General features: G+C 62.1%; 13 protein-coding genes. 8 read left to right on the plus strand and 5 right to left on the minus strand.

Annotated features, from left to right (window positions below; all coding sequences use genetic code 11):
- Positions 1 to 275: 275 nt before the first annotated feature.
- The gene (locus ACZZZU_RS15745) at positions 276 to 2660 is read right to left on the minus strand and encodes a penicillin acylase family protein (RefSeq protein WP_463551138.1); all 2385 of its coding nucleotides are present in this window, start codon (positions 2658 to 2660) and stop codon (positions 276 to 278) included.
- A gap of 137 nt (positions 2661 to 2797) precedes the next feature.
- On the opposite strand from ACZZZU_RS15745, the gene ACZZZU_RS15750 reads away from it, so the two are divergent.
- Positions 2798 to 3823 carry an AraC family transcriptional regulator gene (locus ACZZZU_RS15750; protein ID WP_463551139.1) on the plus strand — a complete coding sequence of 342 codons (1026 nt, stop codon included), beginning with the start codon at positions 2798 to 2800 and terminating at the stop codon, positions 3821 to 3823.
- Here ACZZZU_RS15750 and ACZZZU_RS15755 read toward each other — a convergent pair.
- Complete coding sequence (locus ACZZZU_RS15755) at positions 3801 to 4382, minus strand: DUF6436 domain-containing protein (protein WP_463384461.1); 582 nt, start codon at positions 4380 to 4382, stop codon at positions 3801 to 3803. The genes ACZZZU_RS15750 and ACZZZU_RS15755 overlap by 23 nt on opposite strands.
- 121 nt (positions 4383 to 4503) lie before the next feature.
- Here ACZZZU_RS15755 and bipL point away from each other — a divergent pair, with 121 nt between their 5' ends.
- Positions 4504 to 5433, plus strand: coding sequence for a phospholipase BipL (bipL, locus tag ACZZZU_RS15760; protein WP_463551140.1), 930 nt, complete (start codon positions 4504 to 4506; stop codon positions 5431 to 5433).
- A gap of 10 nt (positions 5434 to 5443) precedes the next feature.
- On the opposite strand, the gene ACZZZU_RS15765 is transcribed toward bipL, so the two are convergent.
- Positions 5444 to 6217 (minus strand): hypothetical protein, encoded by a 774-nt coding sequence (locus ACZZZU_RS15765; protein WP_463551141.1) that lies wholly within the window; start codon positions 6215 to 6217, stop codon positions 5444 to 5446.
- A gap of 87 nt (positions 6218 to 6304) precedes the next feature.
- Here ACZZZU_RS15765 and ACZZZU_RS15770 point away from each other — a divergent pair, with 87 nt between their 5' ends.
- Entirely contained in the window at positions 6305 to 6931 is a 627-nt protein-coding gene (locus ACZZZU_RS15770) for a 2OG-Fe(II) oxygenase (RefSeq protein ID WP_463551142.1), read from the plus strand.
- Between the two features lie 40 nt (positions 6932 to 6971).
- Here the strand turns inward: ACZZZU_RS15770 and ACZZZU_RS15775 are convergent, their stop codons facing one another.
- Complete coding sequence (locus tag ACZZZU_RS15775) at positions 6972 to 7514, minus strand: DUF6160 family protein (protein WP_122497658.1); 543 nt, start codon at positions 7512 to 7514, stop codon at positions 6972 to 6974.
- 320 nt (positions 7515 to 7834) lie between these two features.
- Between ACZZZU_RS15775 and ACZZZU_RS15780 the strand changes: the two genes are divergently transcribed.
- Complete coding sequence (locus ACZZZU_RS15780; protein WP_163016722.1) at positions 7835 to 8302, plus strand: DUF4399 domain-containing protein; 468 nt, start codon at positions 7835 to 7837, stop codon at positions 8300 to 8302.
- 270 nt (positions 8303 to 8572) lie between these two features.
- Here ACZZZU_RS15780 and serA read toward each other — a convergent pair whose 3' ends face one another.
- Positions 8573 to 9802, minus strand: coding sequence for a phosphoglycerate dehydrogenase (gene serA, locus ACZZZU_RS15785; RefSeq protein WP_122450059.1), 1230 nt, complete (start codon positions 9800 to 9802; stop codon positions 8573 to 8575).
- A 202-nt stretch (positions 9803 to 10004) separates the two neighbouring features.
- Here serA and ACZZZU_RS15790 point away from each other — a divergent pair, with 202 nt between their 5' ends.
- From ACZZZU_RS15790 to ACZZZU_RS15805, 4 genes are all read left to right on the plus strand, one after another.
- Positions 10005 to 11399, plus strand: a complete 1395-nt coding sequence (locus ACZZZU_RS15790; RefSeq protein WP_122497652.1) for an FAD-binding oxidoreductase — start codon at positions 10005 to 10007, stop codon at positions 11397 to 11399.
- A gap of 110 nt (positions 11400 to 11509) precedes the next feature.
- Positions 11510 to 12175, plus strand: a complete 666-nt coding sequence (locus tag ACZZZU_RS15795; RefSeq protein WP_122497650.1) for a fumarylacetoacetate hydrolase family protein — start codon at positions 11510 to 11512, stop codon at positions 12173 to 12175.
- Between the two features lie 176 nt (positions 12176 to 12351).
- A complete protein-coding gene (locus ACZZZU_RS15800) occupies positions 12352 to 13278 on the plus strand; it encodes an SdiA-regulated domain-containing protein (RefSeq protein WP_463551143.1) in 927 nt (308 codons plus the stop codon).
- Positions 13279 to 13367: 89 nt separating this feature from the next.
- Positions 13368 to 13715 carry a NirD/YgiW/YdeI family stress tolerance protein gene (locus ACZZZU_RS15805; RefSeq protein ID WP_463384781.1) on the plus strand — a complete coding sequence of 116 codons (348 nt, stop codon included), beginning with the start codon at positions 13368 to 13370 and terminating at the stop codon, positions 13713 to 13715.
- Positions 13716 to 13731 lie beyond the last annotated feature (16 nt).

Here is a 13731-nt window from a genome sequence, read left to right on the forward strand (position 1 = left end):
GTTGAAAACACTTTTTGAATGCTCATGGGCTACAGCCCACTGCGCTTCAAAAAGTGTTTTCGCCTTGCCTCGCTCTAGCTCGCTCGCTCTCGATAGGTGGGAGGCTGAAATCGCAAGTCAAAAGCGGGCCTAACTGCGTATTAGGCTAAATCGGTGATTGAGTTCCCCTCTCCCGCTTGCGGGAGAGGGGCTAGGGGTGAGGGCCAGCCCCAACGCAAAACCCACGCCCATAAAAAAAGCCCCGCATCTGCGGGGCTTTTGCTTTCCAGTCTTAGCTACTTAGCCGGCACCAACTTCAACGTCCCTTTGGTATTGGCCGCCACTTCCGACTCTTCAAAATGCTGCGGCACATACCCGCCCTGAATGTAGGTTTGCGCCTGGTCGGAATAGTGCGCATCAAACGCCACGCCGCTTTGCCCAACCGGGTTAATGCCCAGGCTGTGCGCCGCATCGCCAAAGTCGATCAGGCGACGGGTCGAAGGCCCATACACCACGCCCCACGGCGCCGGGCTGACCGGCGCGGTGAGGTTGTTGGGCACTTCGTGGCTGCCGGGTGCGGCGAACGGGCCGACGTTGAAGAGTTTGTCCAACGGCTTCTGCGCGCCCAGCGGGTGACCGTGGGTGAGGGTGTGCAGCTTGCCCCATTGCCAGTTTTTCGGGTCGTCGCCAGCGGTGGCTTTCAAGTGCGCGATGCTCGCCTGCCAGGCCGCTTTTACGGTGTCGGCGCGGGTTTCTTTGGCTGGCGTGGTGCGGTTGTCCCACCACGGCGAATTCTCGTCGGCCGCAAGCAGCGGCAACGCCACGTCGAAGGAGCGGGTGGCCAGCAGGTTGGTGAAGAAGGCATCGCCCAATTCGTCGCGCATGGCGCTGTCGGCCAGTTGGTAAATCAGTTGGTTGAAGATTGTCGCGCTCACCGAGTCCAGCGGGTAGTCGCCTTTCCAGGTGCTCAGCTGCTCCAGTAGAGGAATTTCCTTGGGGTCGGTGACCACGGTGCGCAACACTGGCAGCAGCGGTTGAAGCACGCGGTTGCCGTAGTCGGTGCCGGTGTCCAGTTGCAGCGCCTGGCTGTTTTCCAGGTTCCACTTCACGCTGTTGTCGGCCAGGTGCGCGTTGAGGCGCGCGCCACGGTCGGCGAGGTTGTAGTAGCCCGGCACTTCCATGCCGGTGGGCGATACCGGCTGGAAGTTGGCGGAGACGATGTAACCGCGCGCCGGGTTTTCTTCCTGCGGGTTGGCGCTAAAGGGGTAGAAGCCATTTTTATCCGCCTCGTGGGTGCTGCCGTCGAGGATGAACGTCGGGTTCACGCCTTCCGGGCGGATGGGCAGTTGCGCGGCGGCCCACCAGCCGATGTCGCCTTTGGCGTTGGCCCACACCAGGTTCAGGCCCGGCGACTGAATTTTCGCCCCGGCGCTGCGCATTTTTTCCACGGTGTTGGCGCGGTTCAGCTCGTAGAAACCTTGCAGCACCGGGTTCTCGGTTTCCAGGAATGCCCACCACATGGCAATCGGCGTTTTGCCGGCTGAGGCGCCCAGGGCGTCGTTGATGATCGGGCCGTGGGGCGACTGGCGCAGGGTGAGTTTGACCGGCGCCGCGTCCTTGACCTTGATCTCTTCTTCGCGGGTTTGCAGGTCGGCCCACTGGCCGTTCACCCACACTTGATTGGGGTTGTCCGGGTTGACCTTCTCGGCGATCAGATCCAGGTCATCGTTCTGGAACATGGTCAGGCTCCAGCCGAAGTCCATGTTGTGGCCCAGCGAGGCAAACGGGTTCAGCGCCTGGTGATGGCCGTACAGCTCAAAGCCCGGGGCCGACAGCTGCGCTTCGTACCACACCGCCGGCACGGCGAAGCGAATATGCGGGTCGCCCGCCAGCAGCGGTTTGCCGCTTTGCGTGCGGCTGCCGGAAATGGTCCAGGCGTTGCTGCCTTCAAACTGCGGCAGGCCGGCATCCACCAGCGCGTCGTGACTGAGGCGGGCGATGGCGTTGAGGTCTTTCCAGTCGCTGCTCGCCAGTGCGGCCTGGCCGATGGCGCCTTGCGGTTTCCAGTTCAGGTCGAAAATTTTCAGATAGTCCGGGCCCAGCTCATCGCGCACATAGGTGAGCACCGGTTCGGTCCGGAACGCAGCGGCGAAGCTGTAGGCCATGTAGCCGGCTACGCTCAGAGTGTCTTCGGGCGTGAAGGGACGGGGCTGGATGCCCAACAGGTCAAATTCGATGGGTTTCGGGTGGCTGGCCTGGAACTGGTTGACGCCATCCAGGTACGCCTCCAGCGCTTTGAAGGCCGGCGTGTTGTGGTCGAGCTTGGGCACGAAGGCGTCGGCGTGTTCGCGCAGGCGCAGGGTGCGGAACAGGCGGTCGGTGTCCACCAACTTGGCGCCGAGCACTTCGGCCAGTTCACCACGGGCCAGGCGCCGCAACATTTCCATTTGGAACAAACGGTCCTGGGCATGCACGTAACCCAGGGCGCGGTACATGTCGGCCTCGTTCTGCGCCTTGATATGGGGAACGCCGCGCTCGTCGTAGCGCACGCTGACCGCGCCATCCAGGTGCGCCAGTTGTACCTGGCCATCGCGCATCGGCTGTTTACTGTGGATGTACCAGGTGGCGCCAGCAGCAGCGGCGGCTACCACCACGGCAAGGGCGGTCAGGGTGCGTTTCATTGTCGAGTCCTTATTGTTATGCGCAGCGACGGCGGGGCGCGCGTGCTGCATTTTGCGCAGCGTGTTGGGTGGCCGGCATTGACCAAACATTCGAACAGTGAAAATCTGCGGTCAACTCGCTTCTGGCCAGGCCGCCCATGTCCACCACCCCTGCCGTGCTCACCCATTCGCCGACCATGCGCCGCCTGTTGTACGAAGGGCTGATGAGCCTGGGTTGGGACCCGACCGACACCTACCGCCGCGCTTATCAGGGCGTGCCCCTGGCGGCGCCGTCGGTGTCCGGGCGCGAGGAGCACGACAACGCGCCGCTGTTCTGGGAAGCCCTGCAAGACCTCACTGGCGATTGCGATATCGGTCTGCACCTCGCCGAAGTCATGAAGCCCCGGCCGTTGGACGTGGTCAGTTACCTGCTGCTGGCCAGCCGCGACTTACGCGAAGCGCTGCACTGCTTTGTGCGCTATCAGCACATCCTGTCCGGCGGTTTTGCCGCGCATTTCGAAGAGCACGGCGACACCGCACGCCTGGTGCTGGACCTCAACTACCGAGGCTTTGGCTCGTTGCGCCAGCAGATCGAATGCTTGGCGCTGCTGCTGATCAAGATGCTCGGCAGCGTCACCGATGAAGAGTTTCGCGTGCTGGGCGTGGAGTTCCGTCATCCCGCGCCACGCCGGCTCAGTGAACACAAACGCCTGTTCGGCCTGACCCCCAACTTTGGCCAGGTCCACGACGCGCTGCTGTTTTCCAGCAACCTGCTCAACCGCCCCTCGCGCAGCGCCAACCCTCGCCTGTTTGCCCTGCTTAGCCAGCAGGCTGAACTGGAATTGCAGGAACTCGGCGAGAACCAATTGCTCAACCGGGTGCGTTACTGGCTGCACGTGCATGTGGGCCAGCCGCTGTGCACCCTGCTCAATTGCGCCGAAGCGCTGCACCTGAGCCCGGGCGCCTTGCAGCGCGCCTTGGCGCAGCAAAACAGCAGCTTTCGCGAGCTGCACGAAGAAGTCCGACGCCAGCACGCCATGCAACTGCTGGAAGCGGGCCAGCCGATTCGGGAAGTGGCGCGCGCCTGTGGCTTCGCCGAGTTATCGCCGTTCTACCGCGCCTTTCGCCGCTGGCAGGGCATGACGCCGCAAGCGTATCAACTCAGGGCGCGGCGGCCGGCGTAGCCCACTGACAGAAGCAGCCCACCGCCAGGGTGTGCGTGGCGTTTACGGCGCGGCCTTGGGCCAGTGCCTCCAGAATCGGCTCGATAAAGCTGTTGCTGGAGGTGCACGTGGCGCCTTCGCTGTAGGGGCCGAAGTAGGCGAGGTTGCCGTTTTTATCCCAGATGCCCACCGCTGGGCTGGCCGGCAAATGTTCGGCGCCGGGGAAGGCAGTGAGCGGTTGCAGGGCGCTAAGGGTGTCTGGCAGTTGGCCGCTGCTGCCGGGTTTTTGCACGGCATAAAAGGCCACGCCTTGCGGCCCGAAGCGCGCCAGCAGCTCGGCCAGATGCTGCTGATTGCCGACGTTGCAGGGGCAGGCGGGGTCCCAGAAATGCACCACGCGAATCGGCCCCGGCCCGGCCAATTGCGCGGGTAGTTGCAGCGGGTCGCCGGAAAACAGCGCGGTGGTTTCGGCGAACGGGCGAATGTAGCGCGCCTCATACCACCAGAAGGCGCTGAGCATGGCGCCCAGCCAGACGATGGCAAGCAAGGTGGCGAGTACGGCTTTTCGGCTGGGGCGCATGGCAAATCGTTCGGTGGCGGGTTGCTAGCTTGCCACGGAAGGCTGCGGGGCTGAAACTTCCCAGCCGTTGCGGCGCCATTTGGTTGGCCGCCTGTTTTCCTCCGACATCCACGGATGCCCCATGTCAGAACCCGTTCAGCCCGATTCCCTGCGCGCCCAATTGCGACCCTTGGCCGCGGCGCATGCCGAGCCGCCAGAGGCGCAGGTTTATCGGCAGTTCTATGGGCTGAATATTCCCGGCGCCACCTGCCGCCTCGGCGTGGTGACGGTTCACGATTACGAAGTGGTGACGCAGCTGTGGTTGCCGCCCGCGCCCACCGCCACGCTGGTGCTGCAACACGGCTATTACGACCACATGGGCTTGTATCGCCACGTAATCGCCTGGGCGCTGGGCATGGGCTTCGCCGTGCTGGCCTGCGACTTGCCGGGCCATGGTTTGTCTAGCGGCCCGCGCGCCAGCATTGGCGAGTTCAGCGAGTACCAGGCCGTGTTCAAGGCTGTGCTGGCCGAAGCCGCCAGCCTCGATTTGCCGCAGCCGTGGCACCTATGCGGACAGAGCACGGGCGGGGCGATCATCGTCGACTTTTTGCTGAACAACCCGGTGCGTGCCGAAATCGGTGAAGTGCTGCTGCTGGCGCCGCTGGTGCGCCCGCGTGCGTGGGGCTGGTCGAAGCTCAGCTACCGCGTGCTGCGCCACTTCGTCACCGAAATTCCGCGGCGCTTCAGCCCTAACTCCAATGACGCGGAATTCCTCACCTTTATTCAGGCTGATCCACTGCAACCTCTGAGTTTGCCCACCGCTTGGGTGGGCGCGTTATCGCGCTGGGTGCCGGGTATCGAGCGGGCCAAGGTGATTCAGCGGCGCGTGGTGATCGTGCAGGGCGATGCGGACATGACCGTGGACTGGCGTTTCAACCTTGAGGTGCTGCGCAGCAAGTTCAGCGAGGTGACGGTGCTGATGGTGGAAGGCGGGCGGCATCACCTGGCCAATGAACGCGCGGAGATTCGCCAGCGCTACTTTGCGTTTTTGAGTGAGCAGTTTTCGCGCTGATTGTTGCCGCTCAAATGCCCGGATTGGCTGCCGGGTTCGGCGCCGCCGCTGCCGGCTGGCCCACCGCCAAGCCTGCACGCATCGCCTCCAGCGCCGCCTGGTAGTAGACCTTGCCATCGGCCGATTCGGCGAACATCACAAACTCATCCAACTCCGGGTCGGACAAGCCGCTGTACACGTACAACAGCGTGTTATCGACGTCGGCGCCAATCTGCTGCATCAACCGCTGGCGCTGGCTTTGCAGCATGCCTTGCGCCTGGCCTCCGCCGAGCAGGCCGGGAATCATCTGGCTCAGGCTGTCGGCCGCGACCCCAGCCAGCGCCAGGCTCACTTCGGCGCCCGCTTCCTTGGCCGGCAGCGCCTGGGCCAGGTGGCGAATCAACAGGGCGCGGGTGGCTTCGGCCTGAATACGCGGAATGCCGTTGGCGTGCTTGGCCAGTTCTTCCGGGCGGGTGGCGTCGACTTCGGCCTGAACAATTTTGCGCCCCAGCGGCGACTGGAAAAACGCCAACGCCGGCGCCGGGTTGGGCAGTTTCTCGCGCAGGGTGGCTTCGCCGCGCTGATCCATCGCCTCGGGGGCGAAGCGCTGGTTGCTGTTGTTGACCAGGGTTTGATAGACGGCGTCCGGCAGGCTGGCGCGGTAGCGTTCCTGTGCGGCTTTCAGGGCCGCGTTGAAGTGCGCGCGTTGTTGCGGCCAGCCGGCGGTTTCATAGAGCTGGCTGTGCTCGTCGGCCAGGCTTGGCAAGGTGCAGAACAACAAGACGAGGGCAAAGAGGGCGCGCATAAAGACTCCTGTCGGGCAGGCCGCTATTTTCAGCGGCATGGCGTGGGCTTGTCGAGGCGCGTGAGCGGCGCTGATAGAATCGCCGGCATGCCCATTCCATCCGAAACGCTTCTGCTCGATCACGCGCTGCTGACCACCCTTGTCGACAACCTCGCCGACCAGGGCTGGTCGCAGCACGACCTGTTTATTCCACAGACTCTGACCGGCGAACTGGCCGCTGAGTGCCAACAACGTGCCGCCGATGGCCGCCTGGCGCGCGCGGGTGTCGGCCGGGGTGCCGCCACGCAAGTGCGCGAAGGCGTGCGCGGCGACAGCATTCAATGGCTGGAGCCGGGCGAAAGCGTGGCCACCGATGCCTACCTGAGCGTGATGGATCAACTGCGACTGGCCCTGAACCAAGCGCTGTACCTGGGCCTGGACGATTACGAAAGCCATTTCGCGCTGTACCCGCCCGGCGCGTTTTACCAGCGCCATGTCGACCGTTTTCGCGATGACGACCGCCGCACCGTGTCGGCCGTGTTGTACCTGAACGAAGGCTGGCTAGCCGAGCAGGGTGGGGCGTTGCGCATTTACCCCGCCGAGCAGGCCTACGACATCGCACCCCTGGGCGGGCGGCTGGTGATTTTCATGTCAGGCGAGTTGTCCCATGAAGTGCTGCCGGCGACGCGGGAGCGGTTGTCGCTGACGGGTTGGTTTCGCCGCCGAGTGGCCTAGCTCCCCGCTGTTTTCGAAGGGCGGCCGGCGTCTGTTGCGATCAGTGCCCCCACACCTTGATCGTGCCGTGCAAATCGGTGATATCGCGCACCTCCAAACTACCCAAACGACTCTCTCCGACGAACATGTCGCTGGCTACGCGCAGGCGGATGCGTTGTGCCGGCAGACCGCTGGCGATCAGTTGCTCGTTGATAGTGGTGAGATCCGGCAGGGTGAATTGCAGCTGCTGCTGGCCGTTGGCGCCGGTCACCACGTCGACCATGAGGGTGGGCTGGTTAACGCCAAAAATCGGCAGCACCAACCCCAATTGCGCCGGGCCCAGGGCAAAGCTTCCACCGGCTCCGTTGGGGCAGTCGCTGGCGGTGACGCAGCCGTTGTCGATTTTCACGTTGCGCAGCGACACGTTGCCACCGGTGTCGCTGAAGCGGATCTGGTTAATGCGCGCCTGCAAGTCGAGGCGAATGCTGATGCCGGCTTGGCCTGCCACGTCGCTCAGGGCGGGATTGTCCAGCGGCTGCAAGTCGGCCAGGCAGGGCGTGGCGAGCAGTAGAGCAAGAGCGGCAGGTGCGATTGTTTTTATCATGGCGGCACTTCCTTGATGGGCGACCGGCAGTCTGGCGAGCGGCCTGGCAAGGCGCCAGCGGCGCGCGCGGGTTCCCGTCGAAGGATGGGCCTGCACGCCGCGTAAACCGGGCTTTTGCAGGTTATTGCTGGCCAAGCCACACCTTCGATAGTGGCCGGTTTTGGCCGTGTTACCGGCGGTGACCTGGAACGCCCGCCAACGCTGGAGCCGGGCGCTTGAAGCGCAGGCGTTATGCCTGAACCGTCCTACACTCTGGTGGTCATTAAATGAGCAGCTCGCACAACGGGCGGTTTCTTATAAGGATCCAGGAGGGCTCAACCATGCACATGAAGTTGTTCACCCCGGCCGTTCAGGCTGCGCTGTTGATGGCCATGGCGTTGGGCGCCAGCTCCGCCAGCGTGGCCGCCACCACCCCCGAGCCCGCCGTGCCAATTGAAGTGACGCAAACGGCGCAGCTGTACTTTATCGAGCCGCAAGATGGCGCCACCGTGGACCGCCCCTTCGCGATCAAATTCGGCCTACGCACCGTGACAGTGACGCCCGGCATGTCGCCGCCCGTGATGAGCTCGCCGGATAACCAGATTCACCTGCTGATCGACGCCCCGCCGGTGTCGGCCAACATGCCGGTGCTGCGCAGCGACCAGGTGCGATTGCTGTCGGAAGACAAAGCCGAGAAATTCATCCTGCCCAGCGGCCCGCACCGCTTGCAGCTGGTACAGACCGACAAGAACGGCGTGCTTGCGCCGCTGCCGGTGGTTTCGCCGGTGATTAATATCACGGTGAAATAGTGCTTTTTTAGGAGCGGCTGGGCGGTATGCCGATTAGCCGCGGTGCTGTTTAGGTCAAAAGCATCGCGGCTGAAGCCGCTCCCACAGGAAGGGTGTTTTTGGGTAATGAAAAAGGGAGGCCTAAGCCTCCCTTTTTTTACAGCGATCAAGATCGAGCGAGCTAGAGCCGGGCAAGGCGAAATCGGTTTTTTAAGCGGAGTTGGCTGTAGCCAATGAGCATTCAAAAACCGATTTCAACGCCGCCCGGCCGACGCGCAGCCGATCGTTTAGTTAAAACAGAACGCGGCTGCGAATAGTGCCGGTCACGTGCTGGAGTTTTTCCAGCGCCAGGTCCGAGTACTCCGCATCCACGTCAATCACCACATAACCCACTTTGGCGTTGGTTTGCAGGAATTGACCCGAGATGTTGATGCCGTTGTCGGCGAACACCTTGTTGATTTCGCTCATCACACCCGGAATGTTTTCGTGGATGTGCAGCAAACGGTGCTTGCCCGGGTGCGCCGGCAGGGCCACTTCGGGGAAGTTGACCGAGGACACCGAGGTGCCGTTGTCGCTGTATTTGACCAACTTCTCAGCCACTTCCAGACCGATGTTGGCCTGGGCTTCGGCGGTGGAACCACCGATGTGCGGAGTGAGAATGACGCGGTCCAGGCCACGCAGCGGGCTTTCGAACTCTTCGTCGTTGGACTTCGGCTCCACCGGGAACACGTCGATGGCAGCGCCGATCAGGTGTTCGTCTTTGATCGCCTGGGCCAGGTGGTCCAGCTCAACCACGGTGCCGCGTGCGGCGTTGATCAAGATGCCGCCCTTTTTCATGGCGCGGATTTCTGCTTCGCCGATCATCCACTGCGTGGACGGCAGTTCTGGCACGTGCAACGACACGATGTCGGCCATGCCCAGCAGGTCGTGCAACTTGGCAACCTGCGTGGCGTTGCCCAGCGGCAGTTTGGTCACGGTGTCGTAGAAGAACACCTGCATGCCCAGCGCTTCGGCCAGAACCGACAACTGGGTGCCGATGGAGCCGTAGCCGACGATACCGAGCTTCTTGCCACGAATTTCGAACGAGTTGGCGGCGGACTTGATCCAGCCACCGCGATGGCACGAGGCGTTTTTCTCCGGGATGCCGCGCAACAGCAGAATCGCCTGAGCCAGCACCAGCTCGGCGACCGAACGGGTGTTGGAGTACGGGGCGTTGAACACGGCGATACCGCGTTCGCGGGCGGCGTCGAGGTCGACCTGGTTGGTGCCGATGCAGAAGCAACCGACGGCGATCAGCTTCTTGGCGTGGTCGAACACCGACTCGGTGACCTGGGTACGCGAGCGAATGCCGATGAAGTGCACGTCGGCAATCTTTTCTTTCAGCTCAGCGTCCGACAGGGCGCCTTTGAGGTACTCGATGTTGCTGTAGCCGGCCGCTTTCAGCGTGTCGACAGCGTTCTGGTGCACACCTTCGAGAAGAAGGAACTTGATCTTGCTCTTGTCGAGAGAGGTCTTGCTCATCTGAGTACCTGTTTGTCCCGGTAGAAAAGTCAGGGAAAGCCAGCGTCGCGGGCAGCCCGTTTCGGCGTCGCGCCGCTGCCGCAAAACCGAGCACAGAGCACGATTCGCGGGGGGCGTATGCTAGCATGTCTTCCTTTTTACTTGCTCGGTTGCGACCTGAAAGGTTCTCAGGGCGACCATGAATTGCGTGAGAGTTCCGTAGATGACCGACGTTGCCCTGATTGAACAACTCAAGACCCTGGTCGAGCCTGGCAAGGTACTTACCGACGCCGATTCGCTGAACGCCTACGGTAAAGACTGGACCAAACACTTCGCCCCCGCGCCTTTGGCCATCGTGTTTCCGAAAACCACCGAGCAGGTTCAGGCGATCGTCCGTTGGGCTAATGAACAGAAGGTTGCGCTGGTGCCATCAGGCGGCCGCACCGGGCTTTCCGCCGCTGCGGTGGCGGCCAATGGCGAAGTGGTCGTGGCGTTCGACTACATGAACCAGGTGCTCAGCTTTAACGAATTCGACCGCACCGCCGTCTGCCAGCCCGGCGTGGTGACCAAGCAATTGCAGATGTTCGCCGAAGAAAAAGGCCTGTACTACCCGGTGGACTTTGCCTCCGCTGGCTCCAGCCAGATTGGCGGCAACATCGGCACCAATGCCGGCGGCATCAAAGTGATTCGCTACGGCATGACCCGCAACTGGGTGGCCGGCTTGAAAGTGGTGACCGGTAAGGGCGACCTGCTCGAGCTGAACAAAGACCTGATCAAAAACGCCACCGGCTACGACCTGCGTCAGCTGTTTATTGGCGCTGAAGGCACGCTGGGTTTTGTTGTCGAGGCCACCATGCGCCTGGACCGCGCGCCGCAAAACCTCACCGCCATGGTGCTGGGCGCCGCCGACTTCGACTCGATCATGCCGGTGCTGCACGCCTTCCAGAACAAGCTCGACCTCACCGCCTTCGAATTCTTCTCTGACAAAGCCCTGGCCAAAATCATGGGCCGTGGCGATGTGCCGGCGCCATTCGAAACCGAGTGCCCGTTCTATGCGCTGCTGGAATTCGAAGCCACCACCGAAGAAGTCGCCGAAGCGGCGCTCGCCACGTTCGAGCATTGCGTGGAGCAAGGCTGGGTGCTGGACGGCGTGATGAGCCAGAGCGAGCAGCAGCTGCAGAATCTGTGGAAGCTGCGCGAGTACATCTCTGAAACCATCTCGCACTGGACGCCGTACAAGAACGACATCTCCGTGACCGTCGCCCAGGTGCCAGCGTTTTTGCATGACATCGACGCCATCGTTGGCGAGCACTACCCGGATTTCGAAATCGTCTGGTTCGGCCATATCGGCGACGGCAACTTGCACCTGAACATCCTCAAGCCCGACAACCTGAGCAAAGACGAGTTCTTCGCCAAGTGCGCCACGGTGAACAAGTGGGTGTTCGAGATCGTGCAGAAGTACAACGGCTCGATTTCCGCCGAACACGGCGTGGGCATGACCAAGCGCGATTACCTGACCTACAGCCGTTCCGAGGCCGAGATCGCTTACATGAAGGCCATCAAGGCGGTGTTCGACCCGAACGGCATCATGAACCCGGGCAAAATTTTTGCCTTGTAAGCTCTGTTTCCAGGTCTGGCCTATCGCGGCTAAAGCCGCTCCTACAAAACTGCCCTATCTGTAGGAGCGGCTTTAGCCGCGATAGGCCCCAACTCAATTCAGGAGTGTTTATGAGCTACCAACACCGTTACCTCGACGGCACCACCATCCATTTCCCCATCGGCAAAGTGGTGTGCGTTGGCCGCAACTACGCCGAGCACGCCAAAGAGCTGAACAACCCGGTGCCCACCGAGCCGCTGCTGTTTATCAAACCGGGCAGCTGCGTGGTGGAAGCCGAGGGCGGCTTCAGCATTCCGACCGACCGTGGCGGCGTGCACTACGAAGCGGAAATTGCCGTGCTGATCGGCAAGCCGCTGTCGCGTAAACCGAATCAGGAAGAAGTGCTCGACGCCATCTCCGGCTTCGCCCCGGCGCTGGACCTGACCCTGCGTGACGTGCAAGCCAAGCTCAAGGAAAAGGGTTATCCGTGGGAAGTGGCCAAGTCGTTCGACGGTGCCTGCGTGCTGGCGCCTTTTGTCAGCAGCGATGCGGTGAGCGATCTGACCGAGATCGGCATTCGTCTGAGCATCAACGGTGAAGTGCGCCAGGACGGCACCAGCGCCTCGATGCTCAATCCAATTCTGCCGATCATTGCCCACATTGCCGGGCACTTCAGCTTGCAGCCCGGTGACGTGATTCTCACTGGCACCCCGGCCGGCGTTGGGCCATTGAACCAAGGTGATGAATTGCTGCTCGAACTGGTCGGCCATTCGAGCGTGACGACCCGCGTGCTGTAAACGGCGCTGCGTACAAGCGTTGTAATCACTGATGGATGGGATAACCGCGAACGGCTGATGTACAGTTCGGCACCGCCCGCGCCGATGCGCGCGGGTTCGCGGTTGTTCACGGATGATCAAACCGTAATCTCCTGCTTTGGCCGCTAGCTTGCTGCTGCAGTAACAGAGAACGTCCCATGCCCACCGCTCGCTCCTTTTCGTTTCGTCGCAGCTGGCCCTGGCTGCTACTCGCCTTCGTACTGCTCACCGTTGCGGTGCTCGCCTATACACAGCATTGGCTCGGCCAGGCGAAGTATTGGGCGGATGAAGACAACTTCGACTCAGCCGAGCGCGCTGCCAGCATCTGGCTTCCCGGCTACCGCCCGGTGATTCAAGCCAAACCCCTGAAAGACCTCGAGGACGATGAAACCTCGGACCTCACATACAACCCCGACTCCAAAACCCTGTTCACCGTTACCGGCAAAGAGCCGCTGTTGGTGGAACTGAGCCTGGAGGGTGAAGTGCTGCGGCGCATTGCCCTGGTGGGGTTTTCCAACCCCGAGGGCGTGGCGATGCTGAGTAACGGCAACATGGCGATCACCGACGAGCGCCGCCGTACGCTGTCGATTTTCAAGCTCGGGCCGGTGGCCCTGGAACTGCGCGCCATCGACACCCGCGAGTTTGACCTGGGCTACGCCGAGTCCGGCAACAAAGGCTTTGAAGGCATCGCCTGGGATCCCGCGCAGAAGCGCCTGCTGCTGGGTAAAGAGCGCTCACCCACGGCCCTGTTCAGTTGGAGCAGTGATGGCACCGCCGGGTTGGCCGGGCAGATGGAGCCGCTGCCTAGCGACCAGCTGTATATGCGCAATATCTCGGCCCTGAGCGTCGATCCGCGCACCGGCCATTCGCTGGTGTTGTCGGCCCAATCCAAGTTGCTGCTGGAAATGGACGAGCACGGTCAGCCGGTCAGCTTTATCAGTTTGTACGGCGGCATGAACGGCCTGCACGACAGCATTCCGCGCGCCGAAGGCGTGGCCATCGATGAGCAGGGCACCATTTATATGGTCAGCGAGCCGAACCTGTTTTACGTGTTCCGCAAAGAGAAACCGGCCGACCCGTCTTAAGCTTCGATTAAGGCGCTATTCAGTTTCAGTTCAGGTGCGCTGCTTAACCTAACCCCGTCATTTACCAGAACGGGATTGTCCTGATGAAACTGAAAACCCAAGCACTCGCCCTGTTGTTTATTCCACTGCTGTCCGGCGCCGCTGTGGCCGCCGGCGGTTACACCGGCCCTGGCGCCACCCAGCAAATCACCAGCGTAGCCGCTGCGCTGGATGCCGCCGACGATGCGCCGGTGGTGCTGCAAGGCCAGATCGTCAAACGCCTGAAAGGTGATCGCTACGAATTCAAAGACGCCAGCGGCACCATCGAAGTGGAAATCGATGACGAAGACTGGCCGCCACAAGCCATCTCCGACAGCGCCAAGGTCAAGCTCACCGGCGAAGTCGAGCGCGATCTGATGAGCCGTGAAGTGGACGTGGATATCGTCGAAGTGATGTAAACACTGCGCCGTAAAA

This window comes from Pseudomonas sp. AC136 (genome assembly GCF_979258585.1).